The sequence below is a fragment of the Mesorhizobium xinjiangense genome, from assembly GCF_009749525.1.
Taxonomy (GTDB): domain Bacteria; phylum Pseudomonadota; class Alphaproteobacteria; order Rhizobiales; family Rhizobiaceae; genus Mangrovimarina; species Mangrovimarina xinjiangensis.
This window is the reverse complement of record NZ_WOAC01000021.1, coordinates 59,022-81,664: the sequence shown is the minus strand read 5'-3', so window position 1 is coordinate 81,664 and position 22,643 is coordinate 59,022. Positions and strand designations below refer to the sequence as shown.

Here is a 22,643-nt window from a genome sequence, read left to right as displayed (position 1 = left end):
CGCGCATCGCAAATCACTCCATCGCTCCCAGCCGAGTGAATCACAATTCCCGTGCCATTGTTGGAGTTTTTCAGCAACCTGTTAGAGCGATGCCGGCTGAGGTCAAGCGAGGACAGCCTTTCTCCACATTGGCGCGATGATCACGGTGTCAGCACTCGACCACGTTGACGGCCAACCCGCCCTGGCTCGTTTCCTTGTACTTCTCGCTCATGTCGATGCCGGTCTGGCGCATCGTCTCGATCGCCGCATCGAGCGGCACGAAATGCTTGCCGTCGCCCTTGAGCGCCAGCGAGGCCGCCGTCACCGCCTTGACCGCTCCCAGCGCATTGCGCTCGATGCATGGGACCTGCACCAGACCGCCAACCGGATCGCAGGTCATGCCAAGATGGTGTTCCAGCGCAATCTCGGCCGCGTTCTCGATCTGCTCGGGCGTGCCGCCCATCACCGCGGCAAGGCCTGCCGCCGCCATCGCCGAGGCCGAGCCGACCTCGCCCTGGCAACCGACCTCGGCACCCGAGATCGACGCCCTGTGCTTGATGATCCCGCCGATGGCCGCCGATGTGAGCAGGAAATCATGGATACCGCGCTGCTCGGCATCGACATGAAAGTGCTGCCAGTAACGCAGCACCGCCGGCACGACGCCGGCGGCCCCGTTCGTCGGCGCCGTGACGACACGGCCGCCGGCCGCGTTTTCCTCGTTGACCGCCATGGCGTAGACCGCCAGCCAGTCATTGGCCAGAAGCGGGTTCGGCCGGTTCTGGCGCCAGTCGTTTTCAAGCCGCTCGTGAAGCGCCCGCGCCCGGCGCTTCACCTTCAGGCCGCCGGGCATGACGCCGTCCTTCGACAGGCCGCGCTCGATACAGCCCTTCATGGCACCCCAGACGGCATCGAGGCCGTCGTCAAGGTCGCCGCGCGAAATCCGCGTTTCCTCGTTCGCCCGTTTCATCTCCGCGATCGACAAGCCGCTCGCGGCAGCCATGTCCAGCATCTCGGCGGCACTGCGGAAGGGGTAAGGCACGTCCGGCCCCCTTTCGGGCTCGGATCGCGTCTGCATGCGCTGCAATTCCTCTTCCGACACGACGAAGCCGCCGCCGATCGAATAGTAGATGCGGCGCAAGAGCAGCCGCTCGCCGGCATCATGGGCCGAGAACGCCATGCCGTTGGCATGGCCCGGAAGCGGCGTCTTGCGGTCCATGACGAGGTCGGCATCGGGGTCGAAACGATAGGCTGGATGGCCTTTCGGGCGGACACGCTTCTCCGAGGCGACACCGGCAAGAATGGCGTCCGTCTCGTCGGGATCGACGGTGGTCGGGGTCTGGCCGGTCAGGCCGAGGATGACAGCCCGGTCCGTTCCGTGGCCGATCCCGGTGAAGGCGAGTGAGCCGTGCAGGCTGACGGAAATGCGCTCGACCGCAGCGCCCGCCGGACGCGGCCAGTCGTCGCCGGCGATCTCGGCCAGAAAGCGCGCTGCGGCCGTCATCGGGCCCATCGTGTGCGAGCTCGATGGGCCGATGCCGATCTTGTAGAGGTCGAATACGGAAAGGAACATGACGTTGGCGGTCCGCGTGTCGTGCAATCCGTCGGAGCTTGTGCTCTTACGCCACCGCCAGCTTGGCGGCAGCCGACGTACGATCCTCAACAAACGACATCAGATGAAGATAAAACGCAAGAAGGCGCGGCATCTCTGCCGCGCCCCTGCTGTCGCAATCCTCTGCTGTCCGGCCTCAGCCGGCCGCTATGACCGTCGCCGTATCGGCGCCTCCGATCAACCAAGCGATGAGGATAATGCTCGCGAAACCCACCACTGCCTTGGCCGTTACGCCCCAGCAGGATTTATGAACTCCGTCGTCCATGATGTCCCGTCTAATTCATTAGCCCCGGCTGCGCCGCTTTTGTTATGCTTCATGCGCAACCACTGGAGCGGCTCTCTACCCCTTTCGGATTGCGTTCGCAACCGCAAAAAGGGCCGAATTTCGGCGGCGATCACCCGGAACCCGGACCCGACGATCCGGCGCTGAATAAAATCAGCTGCTTAGTCGAGCACGCCCTTAAACACTTTTTCAACATTTGCGGCAAAGCGATGGCCACAAACGGGTCGTCGCAATCGCCGCCGCATGCGCTATCCTCGCCTCATGGGTATTGATTCCTTCGAGCGGGCCGACCTCGCGGCCCTCCTTCTTTTCATCGGCGTGTGGATCGTCTTCTCGCACATGACGCGCGGGCGGGTAATCAGCCGCCCATCGCTTACGCTGCTGATGAACCGCGAGCGTGAGAACTGGATCCGCACCATGGCGCGGCGCGAGCTGCGCATGATCGACACCGGCATCATGATGGGCCTGCAGCAGGGAACGGCGTTCTTCGCCTCGAGCGCGCTGATCGCGCTCGGCGGTTCGTTTGCCCTCCTGCAATCGTCCGATACCGTGCTCAACCTGCTTGCCGACGTGCCCTTCGCCGCCCGCCCGTCGCGCACGGCCTTCGAGATCAAGGTCATCGGGATGTTCATCGTCCTTGCCTACACATTCTTCAAGTTCGGCTGGGCCTACCGGCTGTTCAACTATTGCTCGATCCTCATCGGGGCGGTGCCGATGATCAAGGATCTGCCGCCCGAGGACGAAGACAAGCTGGAGCGGGCCGTCGAACGGGCGGTCCGGCTCAATGTGATCGCCGGGCGCCACTTCAATTCCGGGCTGCGCGGCATGTTCTTCACCATCGCCTATCTCGGCTGGTTCGCCGGCCCCTGGGTGTTCATGGTCACGACCTTGTTCATCCTCGGCGTGCTGGTGCGCCGCCAGTTCTTCTCCGAGGCACGCCGGACATTGCTCGCGCTCCGCGATCCCTAGAACATGTCCCGCTCGAACGGAATTCGTTTGAGCGAAAGGTACATGCTCCAACATATTGATCTGGCGGGCTCCTCATACTTGCGGAGCAGGCAGCAGCTCGGTCGTCCGGCCGGTCAGGTAATAGGCGAAAAGACCGACCCATTCGCGCACGGCCACCGAAAGATTGCCCAGCGAATCGAGAGCGTTATCCCGCGCCAGACCGAATGGCTCGTTGCCGGCGGTGCGATAATCGGCCGGCCAGGCGACGACATCGAAACCGACCTTCCTGAACAGGCCGACCGAACGCGGCATATGGAAGGCCGAGGTGACGAGCAGCCAGGTCTCGCCGGGCCCGGGGTCGGCGCGTTCGCGCGAAAAGAGCGCATTCTCGTAGGTGTTGCGCGACTTACCTTCGAGGATCAGCCGGTCGCGGGACACGCCGAGCGCCTCGAGCAGCCGTGGCGCCGTCTCGGCGTCGGTCGCCCCTTCGAGGATCAGCGAGCCGACACCGCCGCTGATGACCACTTTCGCATCGGGATAGCGCCGCGCCAGAACTGCCGCCTCGACGAAACGGTCGCCACCGCGATTGAGCTCGTAGCCGCCGCGCACGAGATTGACGCCGCCCTCCAGCCCGCCGCCGAGCACGACGATGCCGGTCACATCATCGGGCGGGGGTGCGGGCCGCTCGAATCGGTCCTCCAGGGGATGCAGGAGAAGCGCCCCGAGCGTCGTCCAGCAGGCAATGACGAAGATCGCCGCGCACAGGCCGAGCGAAGCAAGCGCGATGCGCCGCCAGCGCAGCGCGACGGCGAAAAGCCCGGCGATCAGGAGCAGGAACATCAGGCTCAGCGGATTGGCCACGAACCAGAAGATCTTGGACAGGACGAAGAACATCCATGCCTCCTTCAGGGCTGTCGGCCGGAGAACGCCCGGCCCGGCTGCAGTTTGATAGACGGATTCGGCCACGCGCGGCAAAGCGGCCGTGTGCCTGCGGGGTTGGCAAGCGACCGGAGATTGATTATGGACCAAGCCGCAATATTGGGAGCCTTTATGTCCAGCGCATGTGAGTCCCGCTGAAGCCCGACAGGGCGAGAACCAGTCGGGCTATTCATCCAGGAACCTGTCGTACCGACGCTCGCGTCGGAACGATGTGACGTGACCGCGGCACGCGTGCCGCGATGAATGGATTCTCACATCAATGGATATTTCACGAAAGGAGCAGCGGGTGCTGCACCTGCTCGCTCAGGGCGGCTGGATCGAAGTCGTTCGCGACGAAGACGAAGCGCCGGTTCTCGAATGCTATTCCCGCGACGGCTGGCTCTTCATCGGGCTGACGGAATTGCTGTTTCGCAAGCTGAAGAGAAAGCGCGCCATCGCCTCGAAGAACGGCGGGCCCTACCGCGTTACGCGGCGCGGCCTGCAGCTCGTGCGATCGCAGTTGAACAACAGATAGCCGGAACTTGCCGGCCAGGCCCTGCCGATTTGCGGCAGGGCCGTCTCATCTCACCACCACTTTTCGGGCGCGAAACGTCCAGCCGCCCGCTCGACGACATGCGCCGTGCGGAACAGCGTCTCCTCGTCGAACGGCTTGCCGATCAACTGCAGGCCGAGCGGCAGGCCCTTGGCATCGAGCCCGGCGGGCACCGCGATGCCCGGCAGGCCGGCCATGTTGACGGTGACGGTGAAGATGTCGTTGAGATACATCTTGACCGGATCGGCGGCCATGTCCTGGTCGGCGATGCCGAATGCCGCGGACGGCGTGGCCGGCGTCAGGATGGCGTCGACGCCGGCGGCAAAGACGTCCTCGAAATCCTTCTTGATGAGCGTGCGCACCTTCTGCGCCTTGAGATAATAGGCGTCGTAATAGCCCGCCGAGAGCACATAGGTGCCGATCATCACGCGGCGCTTGACCTCGCGGCCGAAACCGGCGGCGCGCGTGTTCTCGTACATCTCGGCGATGTCCTTGCCCGGCACGCGCAGCCCATAGCGCACGCCGTCATAGCGGGCCAGATTGGACGAGGCTTCGGCCGGCGCCACGATGTAATAGGCGGGCAGCGCATATTTCGTGTGCGGCAGGGAGATGTCGACGATCTCGGCACCGGCATCGCGCATCCATTCGATGCCCTTGTGCCACAGGTTCTCGATCTCCTCGGGCATGCCCTCGACACGGTATTCCTTCGGGATGCCGATCCGCATGCCCTTGATCGACCGGCCGATCGCCGCCTCGTAGTCCGGCACGGGGCGGTCGACGGACGTCGTATCCTTCGGGTCGCTGGACGCCATCGACTTCAGCAGGATGGCCGCATCGCGCACATCGCGGGCGATCGGGCCGGCCTGGTCGAGCGAGGAGGCAAAGGCGACGGTGCCCCAGCGCGAGCAGCGCCCATAGGTCGGCTTGATGCCGACGGTGCCGGTGAAGGCGGCCGGCTGGCGGATCGAGCCGCCGGTGTCGGTCGCGGTCGCCCCGGCGCACAGACATGCGGCAACGGCGGTGGCCGAGCCGCCAGACGAGCCGCCCGGCACGAGATCGAGATTGGACCCCTTGGCCCGCCACGGGTTCCGGACCGGGCCGTAATAGCTCGTCTCGTTCGACGAGCCCATGGCGAATTCGTCCATATTGAGCTTGCCGAGCATGACCGCGCCGTCGGCCCACAGATTGGCCGTCACGGTCGATTCGTAGCGCGGCTCGAAACCGTCAAGCACATGGCTGCAGGCCTGGGTGTGCACGCCCTCGGTGGCGAACAGATCCTTGATGCCGAGCGGAATGCCCTCCAGCGCTCCGCCCTCGCCCCCGGCCAGGCGCGCATCCGAGGCGTCCGCCATGGCACGCGCCCTGTCGTGGGTGACGGCGACATAGGCGTTGAGCCCCTCATTGGCCGCGTCAATCGCGCCCAGATAGGCGTCGGTCAGCTCTCGGGCGGTAAATTCCCTGGCCGCCAGTCCGGCGCGCGCCTCGGAAATCGTCAGTCGTGTCAGGTCGCTCATCAATCAGCCAAGCTTCTTTTCGTAAAACCGTGAATAGCCGGAATCGGGATAATCAAGCACCGCGCCGCAAGTCTGGAAGCCGCCGCGCTCGTAAACGCGCCAGGCCGGCTCGAAACCGGGCGCTTCGCCCGTCTCGAGCACCAGGCGGCCGACGCCCTTTTCGCGGGCCATGGCCTCGATGCGCTCAAGGAGATGCGCGCCGACGCGCCGGCCGCGCTCTTGCGGCGCAGTGAACATGCGCTTCACCTCGCCGAGCCCGTCGCCATGTTCCTTCAACGCGCCCATGCCGATGGCGCGCCCGGCCTCGTCCCGCGCCACCAACAGCGTGACGGAGGGCTCGGCCATCTGTTCCACGGTCAGCTGGAACTGGAACTCGCGCGGCGTCAGCGGGATCATATAGGCGTTGAGCTCCGCGACCATGTCGCGCACGTCGTCCTGCAGCGGGCTCTCGATGGCAATGGTGAGGGACATCGCGCCTATTCGACCACCTTGGGCACAAGGAAGAAATTCTCGTCCGACGCCGGAGCGTTGGCGACGACGTCGTCCGCCTTGGCGCCGTCGGTCACCTCGTCCTGGCGCTTCTTCATCTCCATCGGAATGACCGAGGTCATCGGCTCGACGCCGGAAACATCGACCTCGTCCAGTTGCTCGACAAAGCCCAGAATGGCGTTCAGTTCGCCGGTCATGCGCTCGGCATCCTCGTCGGTCACGGCGATGCGGGCGAGATGGGCGACGCGTTTGACGGTGGCAAGGTCGACGGACATGGAACTCTCCGGAAGGCGTGTCAGCGCGCTATAGCGGGCCGGCTGCGCCGGCGCAACTATCTGAGGATGACGTCAAAGCTCGATCGCTTCGCCGACGGACGGCGTCAGCACATCGGCTCCCGCCCCGGCCATGCCATCGACGAACTTGTCGGCCGACTGGTCGATGATCGGGAAGGATCCGAAATGGCAGGGGATCACCGTTTCGAAATCGAAGAAACGCCGGCAGGCCAGCGCGGCCACGGCGCCGCCCATGGTGAAGCGGTCGCCGACCGGCACGAGGCCGATCTGCGGCTGGTGTAGCTCGTTGATCAGCGCCATGTCGGAAAAGATGTCGGTGTCGCCCATGTGGTAGAGCGTCCGCTCGCCATGGAAATGCAGGATCAACCCGGCCGGATTGCCGAGATAGGTGTTGGTCCCGTCATCGGCCCCGAATGACGAGGAATGCAGCGCCTGGACAAACGTGGTGGTGAAGCCGCCGCAATCGACCGTGCCGCCATGATTGCCGGGGTTGATCTTGCTCTGGTCGACGCCCTGGCCGACCATGTACATGCAGATCTCGAAATTCGCCACCAGCATGGCGCCTGTCTTCTTCAGGATGGCCAGCGCGTCGCCGACATGATCGTTATGGCCATGTGTCAGGAGAACATGGGTCACGCCTTCGGCGGCATCCTCCCAGCCCTTGTCCCAGGACGGATTGCCGGTCAGAAAGGGATCGATGAGGATGGTTGCGTCCGCGGCCTCGATGCGGAATGCGGAATGACCGTACCAGGTGAGCTTCATGGCGTTCTCTCCTTGCGTGCTTCTTCGGCTGCGCTCCACTACCATAGGACGGCGACGAGACAAGATGAAAGGGAAGGCTTCCGGATGGCGGTGATTGAGGTTGAGGATCTGCCCCCCGTCCTCGCGCCAGGCCGCACACTGGCCGCGCTCGACCTCGGCGAAAAGACCATCGGACTTGCCGTTTCCGATCTCGGGCTGCAATTCGCTCATCCGCGCCCCGTCATCATGCGGCGCAAGTTCACGCGCGACGCGGCAACGCTGATGGAGGCGCTGCAGCGCGACGATGTCGCCGCTGTGGTCATGGGGCTGCCGGTCAACATGGACGGCAGCGAGGGTCCTCGGGTCCAGTCCAGCCGCGCCTTCGTGCGCAACATGGGGCGGTTGACCGACCTGCCCTTCCTGTTCTGGGATGAGCGCCTGTCGACCGTCGCCGCCGAGCGGGCCCTGATCGAGATGGATGTTTCCCGCAAGAAGCGCAGCGCGCGCGTCGATTCGGCCGCCGCCGCCTTTATCCTGCAGGGCGTGCTCGACCGGCTTCAGGCGCTCGGCGCCGCTTCCTCGCCCGAATAGCGCGCACGCAGATTGCGCATCCAGGCAAGGATGGCGCGCCGGCGGCGGAAGGCCAGGATTGCCGAAATGATGAGCGTGTCGACGATACAAGCACGCGCCACCAGCGGCGGCAGCGTCGCCGGATCCATGCCGAGGATCTGCCCATAGATGCGGAACACTTCGTCGTGCAGGACGCGCGAGAAGAACAGCATGCCGAAATTGATGTCGTGGTAGGACAGGAAGTACCAGCCCCAGAACAGTCCGAGCGGCAGCGCCCAAAAGATCACGATATAGCGCATCACAACACCTTTCCGGAGCGTGTCTCCGCCTTCCAAAGCCGGTTGAGCAGGGAATCATGGGCCGCGCCGACGGCGAGCAGCCGTGCCGCATCCTCGCTTTTGTCGGCCGCGCGTCTGGTGAAGCCGCCGCGGCGCAATTCGAATTGCGCCGCAAAATGGCAGGCCAGAAGCGCCAGGATCTGCAGCAGGCAATGGGCCAGCAGCACGCCGCCGCCTTCACCGAAGGCGCCGAGCAGGGATGTCGCCATGAGCAGCGCCAGGGCGGCGCACACGGCCTGGCGCATGACGTTAAGCGGACCGACGGCCCTTTTTTCGCAATCCAGCAGGATCGTAAGAAACGCCCAGGCGAACAGCGCGCAGACAATGGCGCAGGCGCTCGCCAGGATTGCCGGGCCGAACGGCCCAAGCGCCGCCGCCGCGATGCCCACCTGATCGGCGGGCGAGAGCGCGAGTTCCGCCCGCACACTCCCCCGCCCCGGCGCTGCCGTGGCCCCGAGCGCCAGCAGGGCGAAAAAGACGGACCAATAGGCGGCAACGAGCAGCGCCAGGGTCCTGTTGACGATGAGTCGGGCCATCTCCATGCCCAAGAGTGACGGCTCCGGCCGGAGCCGGCAACGTCAACCATTCATTAAGGTTAAAGGACATGGTTAACGCAATGCCTGCGCCCATGCCGCCTGCCCCACCCGCGCTTGGCCCTTCCGCCGCAGCATGCCGCCGGCGGTGCTTTGCGAATGTCCGGCAATGAGATAGGCACAACGCATCTCGGGTCGAGATTTCCCACAAGGCCGTTTCATGTTTGCCATATTCGAAAGCATTTTGCCCATCTTCCTGCTGATCGTCGCCGGCAACCTGCTGCGCCGGGCGCCCATCATCGACGACACGGCATGGCCGGGCCTGGAGCAGATCTGCTACTGGTTTCTCTACCCCGTGCTGCTCTTCACGACGATCCTCAACGCGGATTTCTCCGACTTGCAGCTCGACCGGATGATGGCGGCCCTCATCGTTGCCGTCGCGCTCATGGGGCTCGGCACGATAGCGCTGTGGCCGTTTCTCAAGCGCGGCAAGTTGGTCTCACCGCGAGAATTCTCGTCGATCTTTCAGACATCGGTGCGCTGGAACGGGTTCATGGCGCTGGCGGTAGCCGAAAAGCTCTTCGCGCCGGAAGGCATGGCTGTCGTGGCGCTGGTCATGGCGGTGATGATCATTCCGATCAATATTGAATCGGTGGTCGTGGTGACGCGCTTCGCCGACAGTTCGGCCAAATGGCCGCGTATCGCCCGCACGATCGCCACCAATCCGCTCATCCTGGCAACGCTGGCGGCACTGGTTGCGCGATTTTCCCTCGGCAGCCTCTATCCGCCCTTCAACCTCGCACTCGACCTTGTCGGGCGGGCCGCGCTCGGCATGGGCCTCCTGGCGATCGGCGCCGGGTTAAGGCCGGCCGACATGGCGAGCGCGCGCTTCGCCATCTGGCTGCCGGTCCTGCTCAAGCTCGGATTGTTTCCCATGCTCCTGATCGCGCTGGCTCTGCTGTTCGGCGTCCAGGGCGACGAACTCCTCTATCTGGCGCTGTGCGGCGCCGTACCGACGGCGATGAACGGCTACCTTCTGGCGCGGCAATTGGGCGGCGATGCCGAGCTTTACGCCGCCGTGACGACGCTGCAGACGGCCGTCTCCTTCCTGACCATTCCGGCCGTGCTGACGGCGGTCGGCTACATCACCTCGGGATAGAGCGTGTCGATGATCATGCGCGGGTCGTGGCGCGCGGTGATCATGCCGTAGGTGCCGCGCCACTGGCCGGCAAGGCGCGTCTCGATGAAGGCATCCGCAATGCGGCCGGCGCCGAGCCGCCTGAGTTCGGCGGCGGCTGCGGCGAGCGCCAGTTGCTCCGTCAGGATGCGCGCCGAGCCCTCGTCGGTCTGGGCGACCTCGATCGCCGCGCGCAACACGTCCGTCGTGCCCTTGCCGGGCGTTCCCAGATCGCGGTCGATGCCGGCAAGCACCTCTTCGAACAGCGACGGGCCGCTCTTGAGCACGCGCAGCACGTCGAGCGCCATCACATTGCCAGAGCCCTCCCAGATGGCGTTGACCGGCGCCTCGCGATAGTAGCGCGCCAGCGGCGCCTCCTCGACATAACCGTTGCCGCCAAGGCATTCCATCGCCTCGTAAAGCAGCGGCGGCGCGATCTTGCACACCCAGTATTTCACGACCGGGGTCATGGCGCGGGCAAAGGCGGCGTCGCCCCGGCTGTCGGCCGCCTCGTCGAAGGCGCGCGCCAGGCGGAACGACAGCGCGGTCGCCCCGGCAACGTCGAGCGCCATGTCGGCGAGCACGCGCTGCATCACCGGCTGGTCGACCAGGGTCTTGCCGAACACCAGACGATGGCGGGCATGGTGCACCGCCTCGGCGAGGCCGGCCCGCATGATGCCCGACGACGCCAGGGCACAATCGAGCCGGGTCAGCGTCACCATGTCCATGATCGTCTTCACGCCGGCTCCAGGCTCGCCGACGACTTCGCCGACGGCCCCGGCGAATTCGACCTCGCAGGAGGCGTTGGAGCGGTTGCCCAGCTTGTCCTTGAGCCGCTGGAAGCGGAAGCCGTTGCCCTGCCCGTCGCTCAGCAGCCGCGGCACCAGGAAGCACGACAGGCCTTCGGAGGCTTGCGCCAGGACGAGGAAGGCATCGCACATCGGCGCCGACATGAACCACTTGTGCCCGGTGATGCGGTAGAATCCGTTGCTGCTGCGCTCGGCCTTGGTCGTGTTGGCGCGCACGTCGGTGCCGCCCTGCTTCTCGGTCATGCCCATGCCGAGGGTGAGCCCGGCCTTTTCGACCGGCGGTTTCTGCGACTGGTCATATTTGCGCGTGGTCACGCGCGGGGCCCACTCGCGAAAGAGCTTCGGCGAGGCCATCAGCGCGGCAAGCGACGCGTTGGTCATGGTGAGAGGGCACAGGTGACCGCATTCGAGCTCCGCCGTCAGGTAGAAGCGCGCCGCGCGTATCTGATGGCGGCGCCCGGCTTCGGCCTCTCCGTTCTCCCACACCGAACAATGCAGGCCATTGGCAATCGAGCGGCGCATCAAGGCATGATAGGCTGGGTGAAACTCGACGAGGTCGAGGCGATTGCCCTGCCGGTCATGCGTTTTCAGCTTCGGCGTCTCGGTGTTGGCCAGCCGCGCCAGATCCTGCGCTTCCGCCGACATGACAAAGCGGCCGACGGCGTCGAGATCCTTGCGCACCGGTTCGGAAAAGTCCTCGGACAGCTGCACGAGCAGAGGATCGCCGCGCCAGGCGTTCGAGCCCCAGATCGATGGTGTCTGGTTGGTTACCTCGTGCGTCACGCAACACTCTCCGTTTCCGATTTGCGCCTCGGCTTATAGCGCAGGCCCTGCCGCCCGCGCGAGGAATTTCCGCCCCGCCCGCCTCACGCTTAACACCCCTGCCCGCCGACGAAAAAGGCCGGTGGAGAAAACGGTTTGACGCGTCTCAGCGCTTGCGGCAAGCCGGACATGCGCCTATAGCAGCGCTTTAAGATGAATCCGCACCCGGCCTTTCCCCTTTTTCCCCACCGCCACCTGCTTGGCATCAAGGGTCTGTCCCCGCACGACATCGACCTGCTCCTCGACCGCGCCGACGCGGCCGTGGCCATTTCGCGCCAGTCGGAGAAGAAAACCTCCAGCTTGCGCGGGCGTACCCAGATCAATCTCTTCTACGAAGCGTCGACGCGCACCCAATCCTCCTTCGAGCTGGCCGGAAAGCGGCTCGGCGCCGACGTGATGAACATGTCTGTGGCCTCCTCCTCGGTCAAGAAGGGCGAAACGCTGATCGACACGGCCATGACGCTCAACGCCATGCGCCCGGACATTCTCGTCATCCGCCACGCATCGGCAGGGGCCGCCGCCCTTCTGGCGCAGAAGGTGACATGCTCGGTTGTCAACGCCGGCGACGGCGCGCATGAGCACCCCACCCAGGCGCTGCTCGACGCATTGACCATCCGCCGCGCCAAGGGCCAGGTCGGCCGCCTGACAGTGGCGATCTGCGGCGACATCCTGCATTCGCGCGTCGCCCGCTCCAACATCATCCTGCTCAACGCGCTCGGCGCCAACGTGCGCGTTGTCGCGCCCTCGACGCTGTTGCCGGTCGGCATCGAAAAGATGGGCGCCGAAGTCTTCAACACCATGGCAGACGGGCTGAAAGGCGCTGACGTGGTGATGATGCTGCGTCTGCAGCGCGAGCGCATGGCCGGAGCGCTGGTGCCCTCGGTGCGCGAATATTTCCGCTATTTCGGTCTCGACGCCGAAAAGCTCAAACTGGCCAATGAGGGGGCGCTGGTCATGCATCCCGGCCCGATGAACCGCGGCGTCGAGATCGCCTCTCAGATGGCGGACGGACCGCAAAGCATGATCCAGGAACAGGTCGAAATGGGGGTCGCCGTACGCATGGCCGTGATGGAGGCCCTGCTCGATCCGCGCCGTAATCCGCAAGGACGCACGGCATGAGCGTCACGGTCTTCGAGCAGGCGCGCATCGTCGATCCCTCGCGTGGGCTGGACGAGCGCGGCACGGTCATCGTCGACGGCAAGACAATCGTCGCGGCCGGCGCCGATGCCGCCAATCAGGGCGCTCCGGACGGCGCGCAGGTTGTCGACTGCGCCGGCAAGTCGCTGATCCCGGGGTTGGTCGACGGACGGGTTCATGTCGGCGAGCCGGGCGCCGAGCATCGCGAGACGATCGCCTCGGCCAGCATGGCGGCGGCGGCCGGCGGCGTTACCTCGTTCATCATGATGCCGGACACCTTGCCCGTCATAGACGACGTTGCGCTGGTGGAGTTCGTCCTGCGCACGGCGCGCGATACCTCGCTCGTCAACGTCTATCCGGCAGCCGCCATCACGCGTGGACTGGAGGGACGCGAGCTGAGCGAATTCGGCTTGTTGCGCGGCGCCGGCGCGGTTGCGCTGACTGACGGCCGCAACACGATCGCCAACCCGCTGGTGATGCGGCGTGCGCTGACCTATGCGCGCGATTTCGATGCCGTGATTGCGCACGAGACACAGGACCGCACCCTTGCCTCGGCGGGCGTGATGAACGAAGGGCTTCTGGCGAGCTGGCTCGGCCTGCCAGGCATTCCGCGCGAGGCCGAGGCGATCCCGCTTGAGCGCGACCTGCTGCTGGCCCGGCTGACAGGCGGGCGCTATCATGCGGCCAAGATATCGACCGCGCTTTCCGCCGCCGCGATCGCGCGCGCCAAGGGTGACGGCGCAAACGTCACGGCCGGCGTCTCGATCAACCATCTGTCGCTGAATGAAAACGATGTCGGCGAATACCGCACGTTTTTCCGCCTGTCGCCGCCACTGCGCTCGGAAGAGGATCGCCAGGCGATGATCGAGGCCGTGCGCGACGGCACGATCGACCTTATCGTCTCCTCGCACGATCCCCAGGATGTCGACACCAAGAGGCTGCCCTTTGCCGATGCCGCGGACGGGGCGATCGGCCTTGAAACGCTGCTGGCGGCGGCCTTGCGCCTTTACCACAACGACGAACTGACGCTGCTGCGCGTCATCGAGCTCCTGTCGACGGCGCCGGCGCGACGTTTTGGCCTGCCTGGCGGCACCTTGAAGCCTGGCTCGCCCGCCGATCTCGCGATAGTCGACCTCGACGAACCGTGGATCGTGCGCGAGGCCGACATCCGCTCGCGCTCCAAGAACACGTGCTTCGAGGGAGCGCGTCTGCAAGGCCGGGTCTTGCAAACGATGGTTGCCGGCAGCACAGTGTTTTCCATCTGACGTGCGGGAGGCGTTCGATGTCCGATCCAATCCATTGGCAGCTTGCGCTGCCCTATCTTCTGGCTGCGCTGGTCTTCGGCTATCTGCTCGGCTCGATACCCTTCGGCCTCCTCCTCACCCGGGCGGCCGGCCTGGGTGATGTGCGCACGATCGGCTCGGGCAATATCGGCGCGACCAACGTGCTGCGGACCGGCAGCAGGAAGCTGGCCGCACTGACCCTGGCGCTCGATGCATTGAAGGGCGCGGCAGCGGTGCTGGTTGCCGCATATTGGGGGCCGGAAACAGCGCTCGCCGCGGGGTTGGGTGCTTTTCTCGGCCATCTTTTCCCTGTCTGGATCGGCTTCAAGGGCGGCAAGGGCGTCGCCACCTATCTCGGCGTGCTGATCGCGACAGCCTGGCAGGGTGCGCTTGTCTTCGCCGTGGTCTGGCTCGCCGTCGCCACTCTCACCCGCTATTCCTCGCTGGCCGCGCTGACTGCCGCGGTCGCGGTGCCGCTGGCGCTGTGGCTCATGGGTCTCATTCATCCGGCCGGGCTCTTCCTGCTGATGAGCCTCATCGTCATCGCAAAACACCGGGCCAACATCCAAAGGCTCCTCTCGGGAACCGAATCGCGCATCGGAGCCAAGGGGTGAACCCGGCCGGCCGCGGCGCGCGCAGGCTGAGCGACGGGCAGCGGCTCAATTGGCTGCGGCTCATCCGCACGGAGAATGTGGGACCGGCGACCTTTCGCGATCTCATCAACCGGTTCGGATCGGCGGCGGCGGCGCTCGACGCCCTGCCCGACCTGGCACGGCGCGGCGGCGCATCGCGCATCCCGTCGATCCCCTCCTCCGAGGAGGCTGAGGCCGAACTGGCCACGGCCACGCGGGCGGAGGCGCGTTTCGTCGCGCTGGGCGAAGCCGACTATCCGCCCCTGCTGAGCATGATGGACCAGCCGCCGCCGCTGCTGGCGATCAAGGGCGAGGCATCCGTGTTCGCCTTGCCGACGGTCGCCATCGTGGGCGCACGCAACGCCTCGCTGTCCGGCATCAAACTGGCGAAACATTTTGCCGCCGAACTGGGCCGCGAGGGATTCGGCATCGTGTCCGGTCTGGCGCGCGGGGTCGACGCAGCGGCCCATCAAGGCAGCCTCGACACGGGCACGATCGCCGTTCTCGCCGGCGGCATCGACGTGCCCTACCCGGCCGAGAACCGGCAACTCTATGAGGCGATTCCCGAACGCGGGGTGATTGTCACCGAAATGCCGATGGGCTGGGAACCGCGGGCGCGCGACTTTCCACGCCGCAACCGGCTGATCGCCGGCATGGCGCACGGGCTCCTCGTGGTGGAGGCGGCGCTGCGCTCCGGCTCGCTCATCAGCGCCCGGCTGGCCGGCGAGATGGGGCGGCTGGTCTTTGCCGTGCCCGGCTCGCCGCTCGATCCGCGCTCGAAAGGAACGAACGGCCTTCTCAAGGATGGCGCCCTCCTCGTCACCGAGACACGCGACATCATCGAGCAGGTGGCACCGCTCATCGGCAAGCCGCTGCCGCCGGCCGACACTTTGGAGGAGCCGACCGATCTTTCGGCGACACCGCCGCCCGGCGACGACGACCGTGCAAGGATCCTTGAAGCCTTGAGTCCCACGCCCACCGGTGTCGACGAGATCATCCGCCATACAGGGCTCGCCACGGCCCAGGTTCTCATCGTGCTGTTGGAGCTTGAACTGGCGGGCCGGGTCGAGCGCCATCCGGGCGGCACGGTCTCGCTGATTTCCGGCTGATGCGCGGCGTCGCGCCGCAGGATGACACCTGGCGGCACGACCCCGCTTTGCAAGTGGCTGCGGCACCGCTACAGTTGCGGCCGGCAGACATGGTGGAGCAACCGCAACCGATCGTTGCCTGAAACGTTTGCCACGGAAGGGACGCACAAGAGCAAGGAGATCCGATATGAGGAAGCTCTTATCCGGGCTTTGTGCGAGCGTGCTGGCGTTTTCGGTCGGCGCGACGACACTCGTGCCGGTCCAGGCGGCGCCGCTCTATCCGGGCAAGCCAGCGGCGGTCGAGGGCCAGGTCACAAAGGTGCAGCATCGCCGCCACGGACGTGGGCAGTATCGTCGGCATGGCCCGCGGCGCCACTATTATCGCCACCGTGGCCATCGCGGCGATCGCTATGTCGTGCGGCGCGGCAACCGCTACTACTATCGCGGCCATCGTGGCTATCGCCACTACCGTCCAGGCTACCGCAGATATAACGACTGGTGGTTTCCTGCCGGCGCCTTCGTCGCCGGTGCCATCATCGGCGGAGCGCTCGCCCAGCCCCCACGGACGGACTATCGCGTGCGCCGGCTGAGCCAATCGCATGTCAACTGGTGCTACAACCGCTACCGGTCATACCGTGCGTCGGACAACACGTTCCAGCCCTATAATGGGCCGCGCAGAGCCTGCGTCTCACCCTACTACTGACGCGGTGTCCTGCGGGGCAAAGGCGAAACGGCCGGGCCGACCGGCCGTTTCAACCGCCTCAGGACGGCTGCACCGACTGCACGTTCCCCTCACCATCGATAATGCAGCTCATCATGGTTCCGCCAGCATCGAGATCGACCTGATACGTTCCGGAATCGAGCTGACGGGAGCGCAGCGGCAGCACCTTGGTGTCCTCGACGCCGGTGGACGTCGCTGCAGCGTTGGCGCACAGGAGTTGCAAGTCGGCCGGTGCGGTCTTGAGGTTGGTGCGCGCCATCTGGTCCGGTTCGGGATCGCTGACGCAGCCGCCGAGAAACGCCGCCGCGCTCAAGGCAATTGCTGCGGCAGCCGGCAGGCGCAAGGAATTCATCGCATTCACTGGTTCGTCCCCTCTTCTGCTTCAAAAACTGTCGTTCAAACGCCTTTGTAGAGCGCCGCCCCCTGCATCAGCACGATGACCTTCGCACCCACATCGATGCGTGAATGCAGATCGACGATGTCATCATTGTTCATGCGGATACAGCCCGACGACACGTCGAGGCCGATCGTCCAGGGCTCGGGCGTGCCGTGAATGCGGTAGATCGTGTCACGATCCCCTTCATACAGATAAAGGGCCCGGGCGCCGAGCGGATTGTCCGGGCCGCCGGGCATCCCGTTCGCCCATGGCCTGGCGCTCGGGTCACGCGCCACCATTTCGGCGGGCGGCGTCCAGGTCGGCCATTCGGCGGTGCGCCCGACGCGCACGATCCCGGCCCAGCCGAACCCCTCGCGGCCGACGCCTATGCCGTAGCGTATGGCCTTGTGGCCCGGCTGCACCAGATAGAGATAGTGCATGTTTCCGTCGATGATGATCGTGCCGGGCTTCTCGGCGGTACGGAACGGTACGATCTGGCGGCGGAAGGCCTCCGGCACCTGATTGTTGCGGGCGTAGTATTTCAGCGCCTTCTTGCGGTCATAGCTCACCCACTCGCGCGTCTTTGGATCGAATACCTGCGTTTCAGCGGCGATCGCGGCGATCGCGCCCAATCCAAACACGGCCGCGAGCATACCGGCAACAAGCCGTTTGCCGGTCAATCGACGTGAGCCCCGGCGGCCGGGAGACACGCTGTCATGCATGCGCTGATCGGTCATGAATTCTCCGCTCATGGCTTTGCCCATTCATTCAGACGGTCTGCGTGAGAGGCTATCCACTCGGCCGCATACTCTTTCGGATCCCGCCGATCGACCTGCAGTGCATAGGTCATGTCGGTGACTTCGGCCGGCGTGAAATCGATCTTTTCCAGAAAGGCCGCCACATCGGGATGGTCCTCGGCAAGCGCGCCAGCATAGGCAACGTGAAAATGGGCGATGTCCCATGCCACCGGGGCGCTCGACTTCTGTATCCATAGCGGATCGTCGGCCGGCGCCACGATCTTCCACTTGGCATCGTCGTGTTCCGGCTCCTCCAGCCGCACGATGTCGTGCAGCTTGAAGACGTGATGCGGCGCATAGCAGGCGAAGACCATCGGCCGGCCCGTCGCCACGGCGGCATCTACGGCCGCCATGCCGACCTCCTCCTCGGCCTCGACCAAAGTCAGGTTCTCGGCATAGCCGTAGCTGTTGGCGCGCACGCGCTCGATGCCGGTCGACGACCAGGTCGGCGCGCCGATCCACAACTCACCCTTTCCATCGCCATCGGTGTCGAGAGCGGCTGTCTTCTCGGGATCGTTCAGATCCTTGACATCCCTGATGCCGACCGTCTCGGCCGCCTCGGGCGTGGCGCACAGGCCCTGCCAGGCGGGAACGCCGCGCAGGCTGACCGTGACCGACCCCTTGTCGTCGGCATATTTCTTCACCAGGTTGTCGAGATTGGGCCGCCAGACCTCGGGATGGACATCGACCTGCCCATGGTCCAGGCCGGAAAAGGCCGTCAGCGTGCCCATCTCCCGCACCTCGACGTCGAGGCCGAACTTGTAGGCTATGCCGAGCCCGATGATGTTGGCCGACGCCTGGCCGGACGGCCAGTTGGGCATGGCCACGACGAGATCGGCGGCCAGGGCCGGTCCGCTCGCCGCCGTCGCCACACCGGCCGCCAACAGGCTGCCGGTCAGGCCTTGCAGGAATATCCTCATATGCGTCCTCCAATTGCCGTATGCCTGCCGAGCCTCGTTGGCCCGCAGGCGGCTTCGGCCCCCGCCGGATATTTAGGGAAATTCAGACAAATAGCGTGCTTCTTGAAAGTCACGCGGCAGGATCGACCGACTGCGCGCCGGAGACCGACGGAAAACGCCGCGCCGCAAACGCCCGGATGCCTGCGGCCGCCCGTTGATCGTGCATGAAATTTCCGGCAGCCAATGGCCGCTCGTCCGCGCAACGCAAGTCCGACCTTGGGGGCCATTCGCCGCTCAATGTTCCCAATTGCACAATGCGCCGCTGTTGCGGTTCGCCAAGCTGCTCCGCGCGAACGTTACGGGCGCCTTCTGACACCTGTCAAGCCGCCCTCATCCACTCAATGTCCGCCGCACGGCATCCCGCCAGCCCCTGATCTTGGCCGAGCGGGTCGACGCTGCCATCCGCGGCTCGAAGCGGCGCTCCAGCGACCATGACCTGGCAAAGGCCCGGCTGTCCGGCCAAACACCGGCTTTCGAGCCGGCCAGCCAGGCCGCGCCCAGCGCCGTTGTCTCGAGGATTTCGGGACGATCGACCGGTGCGTCGAGGATGTCGGCGAGCCGTTGCATGGTCCAGTCGGAGGCGACCATGCCGCCGTCGACGCGCAGAACCGTGCCGGCCGCCCCATCCTTCCAGTCCTTGTTCATCGCATCCAGCAGGTCGCGGGTCTGGAAGGCGACCGATTCGAGCGTTGCGCGGGCGAGCGCCGCGCGGCCGGTGTCGCGCGTCAGGCCGAAGATGGCGCCACGCGCATCCGCGTCCCAATAGGGTGCCCCAAGGCCGACGAAGGCCGGAACCAGATAGACGTTCTGGCGGTCGTCGGCCTCGGCGGCCAGGTCGCCGCTATGTTCGGATTTGTGGATGATCTTCAGGCTGTCGCGCAGCCATTGCACCGCCGCCCCGGCAACGAAGATCGAGCCTTCCAGCGCATAGGTCGTCTTGCCGTTCAGACGATAGGCGATCGTCGTCAGGAGCCGGTTTCGCGAGCGCACCATGTCGGCACCAGTATTCAACAGGGCGAAGCAGCCGGTCCCATAGGTCGACTTCATCATGCCCGGCTCGAAGCAGGCCTGGCCGATCGTCGCCGCCTGCTGATCGCCGGCGACGCCAAGGATGGGAATGCTCGCTCCAAACAGGGATTCCCGAGTCATTCCAAAATCATCGGCGCTGTCCTTCACCTGCGGCAAAAGGCTGGCCGGGACCTTCAGTATGTCCAGGAGTTCCCGGTCCCATTCATTGGCGGCAATGTTGTAAAGCAGCGTGCGCGAGGCGTTGGTCGCGTCGGTTGCGTGAACCTTGCCGCCGGTCAGGCGCCAGATAAGGAAGGTGTCGATGGTGCCGGCCAGCAATTCGCCCTTGGCCGCCCGACGACGCGCGCCTTTCACCTTGTCCAGGATCCACGCGATCTTGGTGCCGGAGAAATAGGGGTCGAGCAGAAGCCCGGTCTTGCGTGTGAACTTCGCCTCCAGCCCCTTCTTCTTGAGCCTGGCGCAAAGCGGTGCCGTGCGGCGATCCTGCCAGACGATCGCATTGTGGATCGGCTCGCCCGTCGCCTTGTCCCAGACGACCACCGTTTCACGCTGATTGGTGATGCCGATGGCCGAGATTTTCGTTGCCGCCAGCCTGGCCTCGCTCAGGGCGGACTTCACCGTCGAGACGACCGAGTTCCAGATGTCCTCGGGGTCGTGCTCGACCCAGCCCGATGCCGGATAGATCTGGCGAAATTCTTCCTGTCCCGTCGCAACCATCTTCATGTCGGCATCGAAAATGATCGCCCGGCTGGACGTGGTTCCCTGATCGATCGCCAAGACGTAGCCGCTCATGTTCTCTCCTGATATCTGATCAAAAATCGAGGGAGCCGGCCATGCCGCCTCCCCCGGTATCGGTTCTTTCGCGCCGAGCCTACTCGCTCGTCCAACGCTTCACGAGTTCGTCATATGCGATCGTCTCGCCCTGCGGCTTCTCGTTTTCAAGCTTTGCCTTCGGACCGTTCGGCTTGCCGAGCCATTCCGACGGGTCCTTCGGCTCATTGAGCCGCGGGCCGCAGCCGCCGTAGACATTGGCCTGCTCGTCTGCGGCCTGCATGCGCGCCATGGTCGTGTCCATCTCTTCGGCAAGTCTGTCCATGGCCTCCTGCGGCGTGAATGCGCCGGAGTTCACGTCGCCGATCTGCTGCCACCATATCTGCGCGAGCTTCGGATAATCCGGCACGTTGATGCCGGTCGGCGACCAGGCGACGCGGTCGGGCGAGCGATAGAACTCGACCCAGCCGCCAAGCTTCGGCGCGCGTTCCGTAAAGCTTTCGTGGCGGATATCGGAATCGCGGATGATGGTCAGCCCGGTGTGGGCCTTTTTCAGCGATATGGACTTCGACACCGTGAACTGCGCGTAAAGCCAGGCGGCCTTGGCGCGATCGGTCGGGGTCGATTTCAGGATCGTCCAGGAGCCGACATCCTGATAGCCGATCTTCTGGCCTTCCTTCCAATACGGGCCGTGCGGCGACGGCGCCATCTTCCACAGAAGGTTGCCGTCCTCGTCGACGGTGTTGTTGCCTTCCGACTTCGGCTTCACCATGTCGGCAAGGAACGCCGTGTACCAGAAGATCTGCTGGGCGACGTTGCCCTGTGAGAGTGCCGGCAGCGACTGGTAGAAGTCGTAGCTCGCCGCTCCCGGAGGTGCGTATTCGCGCAGCCACTCGTCCCATTTGCGGATCGCGTAGACGGACGCCGGGCCGTTGGTCTCGCCGCCGCGGCTGACCGAGGCACCGGCGGGGTTGCAGGAGCCTTCCTCCATGCGCAATCCCCATTCGTCGATCGGCACGCCGTTCGGCTCGCCGGGGCTTCCCGTGCCGGCCATCGACAACCATGCATCGGTCATCCGCCAACCGAGATCGGGGGCGCGCTTGCCGTAGTCCATATGGCCATAGACGCGTACGCCGTCGATTTCCTTGACGTCATTGGTGAAGAAGTCAGCGATGTCCTCATAGGCCGACCAGTTGACCGGCACGCCGAGTTCGTAACCGTATTTCTCCTTGAACTGGGCTTTCAGGTCCTCGCGTTCGAACCAGTCGGCGCGGAACCAGTAGAGATTGGCGAACTGCTGGTCCGGAAGCTGGTAAAGCTTGCCGTCGGGTCCCGTCGTAAAGGAAATTCCGATGAAATCCTCGAGGTCGAGGGTCGGCAGCGTCACGTCCTTGCCTTCTCCGGCCATCCAGTCGGTCAGGTTCACCGCCTGCTGCAGTCGGGAATGCGTGCCGATCAAGTCGCTGTCGTTGACATAGGCGTCGTACAGATTGCGGTTGGTCTGCATCTGCGTCTGCACGGCCTGTACCACCTCGCCTTCACCAAGAATCTGGTGATTGACCTTGATGCCGGTGATTTCCTCAAAAGCCTTGGTCAGTGTCTGCGATTCATATTCGTGGGTCGGAATACCCTCCGACAACACATTGATTTCCATGCCGGCGAAGGGCTTGGCCGCCTCGATGAACCACTCCATCTCCTTCATCTGCTCGTCCTTGGAGAGCGTCGAAGGCTGGAACTCGTCATCGATCCATTTTTCGGCCGCCGCCACATCGGCCCAGCTCTGCCCTGTCAGGCCGAGGAGCGTCATGGCGGCAACGGATGCAAGTAGATGCGATCTCATTGCTTTCCTCCCAGTTGCGTTTCACTTCCGCACGATCGAGCATGCGGGGCAGTCCTTCCGCGTCGGCACCTGCCGGGTACGGAATTCCCACCTGTCCCACCGGCGGCAGCAATCCTCCATTTTGCCGCCGGCGTCTCGTGACGATCCTCCTCAAACCCAGCGGAAGACCGCGATGGCGAAGACAATCGAAAGCACCGTGCCGCCCCACAATGGAGCGTCTGTAAAGGCGAGCCAGCCCAGATGGATGTAGGCGCTGCCCAAGAGCGAGATGAACAGCCGATCGCCGCGCGTCGTGTCGAGGCCCAGCCCGCCGTGACGCGGACCGCCGCCGGGGCTGATCCATTCCCACACCATCATCATGCACAAGAGGCCCGCGATGAGGCCGAAGAAGGCTGCCGTCTGCCAGGTCCAGGCCATCCAGGTCAGATCCATTG

General features: G+C 65.0%; 25 protein-coding genes. 10 read left to right on the top strand and 15 right to left on the bottom strand.

What is annotated here, in order from left to right; genetic code table 11:
- Positions 1-148 precede the first annotated feature (148 nt).
- Entirely contained in the window at positions 149-1,549 is a 1,401-nt protein-coding gene (locus tag GM909_RS20260; protein WP_157019033.1) for an L-serine ammonia-lyase, read from the bottom strand.
- Between GM909_RS20260 and GM909_RS20255 the strand changes: the two genes are divergently transcribed.
- Both GM909_RS20255 and GM909_RS20250 read left to right on the top strand, forming a co-directional pair.
- Entirely contained in the window at positions 1,548-2,018 is a 471-nt protein-coding gene (locus GM909_RS20255) for a hypothetical protein (RefSeq protein ID WP_157019032.1), read from the top strand. The genes GM909_RS20260 and GM909_RS20255 overlap by 2 nt on opposite strands.
- A gap of 114 nt (positions 2,019-2,132) precedes the next feature.
- The gene (locus GM909_RS20250; protein WP_157019031.1) at positions 2,133-2,840 is read left to right on the top strand and encodes a DUF599 domain-containing protein; all 708 of its coding nucleotides are present in this window, start codon (positions 2,133-2,135) and stop codon (positions 2,838-2,840) included.
- Between the two features lie 72 nt (positions 2,841-2,912).
- On the opposite strand, the gene GM909_RS20245 is transcribed toward GM909_RS20250, so the two are convergent.
- A complete protein-coding gene (locus tag GM909_RS20245) occupies positions 2,913-3,713 on the bottom strand; it encodes a YdcF family protein (RefSeq protein WP_157019030.1) in 801 nt (266 codons plus the stop codon).
- 304 nt (positions 3,714-4,017) lie between these two features.
- Here GM909_RS20245 and GM909_RS20240 point away from each other — a divergent pair, with 304 nt between their 5' ends.
- Positions 4,018-4,272, top strand: a complete 255-nt coding sequence (locus GM909_RS20240; protein ID WP_157019029.1) for a YjhX family toxin — start codon at positions 4,018-4,020, stop codon at positions 4,270-4,272.
- Positions 4,273-4,322: 50 nt separating this feature from the next.
- Here GM909_RS20240 and gatA read toward each other — a convergent pair whose 3' ends face one another.
- The 4 genes from gatA to GM909_RS20220 all read right to left on the bottom strand — a co-directional run bounded on the left by gatA (position 4,323) and on the right by GM909_RS20220 (position 7,348).
- A complete protein-coding gene (gene gatA / locus GM909_RS20235) occupies positions 4,323-5,804 on the bottom strand; it encodes an Asp-tRNA(Asn)/Glu-tRNA(Gln) amidotransferase subunit GatA (RefSeq protein ID WP_157019028.1) in 1,482 nt (493 codons plus the stop codon).
- Between the two features lie 3 nt (positions 5,805-5,807).
- Positions 5,808-6,275, bottom strand: coding sequence for a GNAT family N-acetyltransferase (locus GM909_RS20230; protein ID WP_157019027.1), 468 nt, complete (start codon positions 6,273-6,275; stop codon positions 5,808-5,810).
- 5 nt (positions 6,276-6,280) lie between these two features.
- Entirely contained in the window at positions 6,281-6,568 is a 288-nt protein-coding gene (gatC, locus tag GM909_RS20225) for an Asp-tRNA(Asn)/Glu-tRNA(Gln) amidotransferase subunit GatC (protein ID WP_157019026.1), read from the bottom strand.
- 72 nt (positions 6,569-6,640) lie between these two features.
- The gene (locus GM909_RS20220) at positions 6,641-7,348 is read right to left on the bottom strand and encodes a metal-dependent hydrolase (RefSeq protein ID WP_157019025.1); all 708 of its coding nucleotides are present in this window, start codon (positions 7,346-7,348) and stop codon (positions 6,641-6,643) included.
- A gap of 84 nt (positions 7,349-7,432) precedes the next feature.
- On the opposite strand from GM909_RS20220, the gene ruvX reads away from it, so the two are divergent.
- Entirely contained in the window at positions 7,433-7,918 is a 486-nt protein-coding gene (ruvX, locus tag GM909_RS20215; RefSeq protein ID WP_157019024.1) for a Holliday junction resolvase RuvX, read from the top strand.
- Here the strand turns inward: ruvX and GM909_RS20210 are convergent.
- Entirely contained in the window at positions 7,885-8,196 is a 312-nt protein-coding gene (locus tag GM909_RS20210) for a DUF6105 family protein (protein ID WP_157019023.1), read from the bottom strand. The two genes, ruvX and GM909_RS20210, sit on opposite strands and share 34 nt — an antisense overlap.
- Entirely contained in the window at positions 8,196-8,771 is a 576-nt protein-coding gene (locus GM909_RS20205) for a hypothetical protein (RefSeq protein WP_157019022.1), read from the bottom strand. Before GM909_RS20205 ends, GM909_RS20210 begins: the two co-directional genes overlap by 1 nt.
- A 217-nt stretch (positions 8,772-8,988) precedes the next feature.
- Between GM909_RS20205 and GM909_RS20200 the strand changes: the two genes are divergently transcribed.
- Positions 8,989-9,927: an AEC family transporter gene (locus GM909_RS20200; protein WP_157019021.1), complete on the top strand. Its 939-nt coding sequence runs from the start codon at positions 8,989-8,991 to the stop codon at positions 9,925-9,927.
- Here the strand turns inward: GM909_RS20200 and GM909_RS20195 are convergent.
- Positions 9,909-11,537, bottom strand: a complete 1,629-nt coding sequence (locus GM909_RS20195; protein ID WP_157019020.1) for a DNA alkylation response protein — start codon at positions 11,535-11,537, stop codon at positions 9,909-9,911. The two genes, GM909_RS20200 and GM909_RS20195, sit on opposite strands and share 19 nt — an antisense overlap.
- Positions 11,538-11,729: 192 nt before the next feature.
- On the opposite strand from GM909_RS20195, the gene GM909_RS20190 reads away from it, so the two are divergent.
- The 5 genes from GM909_RS20190 to GM909_RS20170 all read left to right on the top strand — a co-directional run bounded on the left by GM909_RS20190 (position 11,730) and on the right by GM909_RS20170 (position 16,419).
- Entirely contained in the window at positions 11,730-12,695 is a 966-nt protein-coding gene (locus GM909_RS20190; RefSeq protein WP_157019019.1) for an aspartate carbamoyltransferase catalytic subunit, read from the top strand.
- On the top strand, positions 12,692-13,978 hold the full coding sequence (locus GM909_RS20185) for a dihydroorotase (RefSeq protein WP_157019018.1): 1,287 nt from the start codon (positions 12,692-12,694) through the stop codon (positions 13,976-13,978). Before GM909_RS20190 ends, GM909_RS20185 begins: the two co-directional genes overlap by 4 nt.
- A 17-nt stretch (positions 13,979-13,995) precedes the next feature.
- Positions 13,996-14,610, top strand: a complete 615-nt coding sequence (gene plsY, locus GM909_RS20180) for a glycerol-3-phosphate 1-O-acyltransferase PlsY (protein WP_157019017.1) — start codon at positions 13,996-13,998, stop codon at positions 14,608-14,610.
- Positions 14,607-15,737 (top strand): DNA-processing protein DprA, encoded by a 1,131-nt coding sequence (gene dprA / locus GM909_RS20175; RefSeq protein ID WP_157019016.1) that lies wholly within the window; start codon positions 14,607-14,609, stop codon positions 15,735-15,737. Before plsY ends, dprA begins: the two co-directional genes overlap by 4 nt.
- 166 nt (positions 15,738-15,903) lie before the next feature.
- The gene (locus GM909_RS20170; protein WP_157019015.1) at positions 15,904-16,419 is read left to right on the top strand and encodes a BA14K family protein; all 516 of its coding nucleotides are present in this window, start codon (positions 15,904-15,906) and stop codon (positions 16,417-16,419) included.
- Positions 16,420-16,477: 58 nt separating this feature from the next.
- Here GM909_RS20170 and GM909_RS20165 read toward each other — a convergent pair whose 3' ends face one another.
- From GM909_RS20165 to GM909_RS20140, 6 genes are all read right to left on the bottom strand, one after another.
- Positions 16,478-16,789, bottom strand: coding sequence for a hypothetical protein (locus GM909_RS20165; protein ID WP_157019038.1), 312 nt, complete (start codon positions 16,787-16,789; stop codon positions 16,478-16,480).
- A gap of 44 nt (positions 16,790-16,833) precedes the next feature.
- Positions 16,834-17,535, bottom strand: a complete 702-nt coding sequence (locus tag GM909_RS20160) for a L,D-transpeptidase (protein WP_157019037.1) — start codon at positions 17,533-17,535, stop codon at positions 16,834-16,836.
- Positions 17,536-17,561: 26 nt separating this feature from the next.
- Entirely contained in the window at positions 17,562-18,530 is a 969-nt protein-coding gene (locus GM909_RS20155; RefSeq protein WP_157019014.1) for an ABC transporter substrate-binding protein, read from the bottom strand.
- 369 nt (positions 18,531-18,899) lie between these two features.
- Positions 18,900-20,390, bottom strand: coding sequence for a glycerol kinase GlpK (glpK, locus tag GM909_RS20150; protein WP_157019013.1), 1,491 nt, complete (start codon positions 20,388-20,390; stop codon positions 18,900-18,902).
- A gap of 79 nt (positions 20,391-20,469) precedes the next feature.
- Complete coding sequence (locus GM909_RS20145; protein WP_157019012.1) at positions 20,470-22,209, bottom strand: ABC transporter substrate-binding protein; 1,740 nt, start codon at positions 22,207-22,209, stop codon at positions 20,470-20,472.
- A 150-nt stretch (positions 22,210-22,359) separates the two neighbouring features.
- Positions 22,360-22,641 carry a DUF2160 domain-containing protein gene (locus GM909_RS20140; protein ID WP_157019011.1) on the bottom strand — a complete coding sequence of 94 codons (282 nt, stop codon included), beginning with the start codon at positions 22,639-22,641 and terminating at the stop codon, positions 22,360-22,362.
- Positions 22,642-22,643: the final 2 nt, after the last annotated feature.

What these genes read in the sequence shown, in the direction of transcription:
- GM909_RS20145 (WP_157019012.1), bottom strand. Translation starts at nt 22,209, where the DNA reads ATGAGATCGCATCTACTTGCATCCGTTGCCGCCATGACGCTCCTCGGC.
- GM909_RS20230 (WP_157019027.1), bottom strand. Translation starts at nt 6,275, where the DNA reads ATGTCCCTCACCATTGCCATCGAGAGCCCGCTGCAGGACGACGTGCGC.
- GM909_RS20210 (WP_157019023.1), bottom strand. Translation starts at nt 8,196, where the DNA reads ATGCGCTATATCGTGATCTTTTGGGCGCTGCCGCTCGGACTGTTCTGG.
- GM909_RS20220 (WP_157019025.1), bottom strand. Translation starts at nt 7,348, where the DNA reads ATGAAGCTCACCTGGTACGGTCATTCCGCATTCCGCATCGAGGCCGCG.
- GM909_RS20160 (WP_157019037.1), bottom strand. Translation starts at nt 17,535, where the DNA reads ATGCATGACAGCGTGTCTCCCGGCCGCCGGGGCTCACGTCGATTGACC.
- GM909_RS20245 (WP_157019030.1), bottom strand. Translation starts at nt 3,713, where the DNA reads ATGTTCTTCGTCCTGTCCAAGATCTTCTGGTTCGTGGCCAATCCGCTG.
- GM909_RS20140 (WP_157019011.1), bottom strand. Translation starts at nt 22,641, where the DNA reads ATGGATCTGACCTGGATGGCCTGGACCTGGCAGACGGCAGCCTTCTTC.
- GM909_RS20165 (WP_157019038.1), bottom strand. Translation starts at nt 16,789, where the DNA reads ATGAATTCCTTGCGCCTGCCGGCTGCCGCAGCAATTGCCTTGAGCGCG.
- ruvX (WP_157019024.1), top strand. Translation starts at nt 7,433, where the DNA reads ATGGCGGTGATTGAGGTTGAGGATCTGCCCCCCGTCCTCGCGCCAGGC.
- GM909_RS20200 (WP_157019021.1), top strand. Translation starts at nt 8,989, where the DNA reads ATGTTTGCCATATTCGAAAGCATTTTGCCCATCTTCCTGCTGATCGTC.
- GM909_RS20250 (WP_157019031.1), top strand. Translation starts at nt 2,133, where the DNA reads ATGGGTATTGATTCCTTCGAGCGGGCCGACCTCGCGGCCCTCCTTCTT.
- gatA (WP_157019028.1), bottom strand. Translation starts at nt 5,804, where the DNA reads ATGAGCGACCTGACACGACTGACGATTTCCGAGGCGCGCGCCGGACTG.
- GM909_RS20260 (WP_157019033.1), bottom strand. Translation starts at nt 1,549, where the DNA reads ATGTTCCTTTCCGTATTCGACCTCTACAAGATCGGCATCGGCCCATCG.
- GM909_RS20240 (WP_157019029.1), top strand. Translation starts at nt 4,018, where the DNA reads ATGGATATTTCACGAAAGGAGCAGCGGGTGCTGCACCTGCTCGCTCAG.
- GM909_RS20170 (WP_157019015.1), top strand. Translation starts at nt 15,904, where the DNA reads ATGAGGAAGCTCTTATCCGGGCTTTGTGCGAGCGTGCTGGCGTTTTCG.
- GM909_RS20155 (WP_157019014.1), bottom strand. Translation starts at nt 18,530, where the DNA reads ATGAGGATATTCCTGCAAGGCCTGACCGGCAGCCTGTTGGCGGCCGGT.
- plsY (WP_157019017.1), top strand. Translation starts at nt 13,996, where the DNA reads ATGTCCGATCCAATCCATTGGCAGCTTGCGCTGCCCTATCTTCTGGCT.
- GM909_RS20185 (WP_157019018.1), top strand. Translation starts at nt 12,692, where the DNA reads ATGAGCGTCACGGTCTTCGAGCAGGCGCGCATCGTCGATCCCTCGCGT.
- GM909_RS20255 (WP_157019032.1), top strand. Translation starts at nt 1,548, where the DNA reads ATGACGTTGGCGGTCCGCGTGTCGTGCAATCCGTCGGAGCTTGTGCTC.
- GM909_RS20190 (WP_157019019.1), top strand. Translation starts at nt 11,730, where the DNA reads ATGAATCCGCACCCGGCCTTTCCCCTTTTTCCCCACCGCCACCTGCTT.
- GM909_RS20205 (WP_157019022.1), bottom strand. Translation starts at nt 8,771, where the DNA reads ATGGCCCGACTCATCGTCAACAGGACCCTGGCGCTGCTCGTTGCCGCC.
- gatC (WP_157019026.1), bottom strand. Translation starts at nt 6,568, where the DNA reads ATGTCCGTCGACCTTGCCACCGTCAAACGCGTCGCCCATCTCGCCCGC.
- glpK (WP_157019013.1), bottom strand. Translation starts at nt 20,390, where the DNA reads ATGAGCGGCTACGTCTTGGCGATCGATCAGGGAACCACGTCCAGCCGG.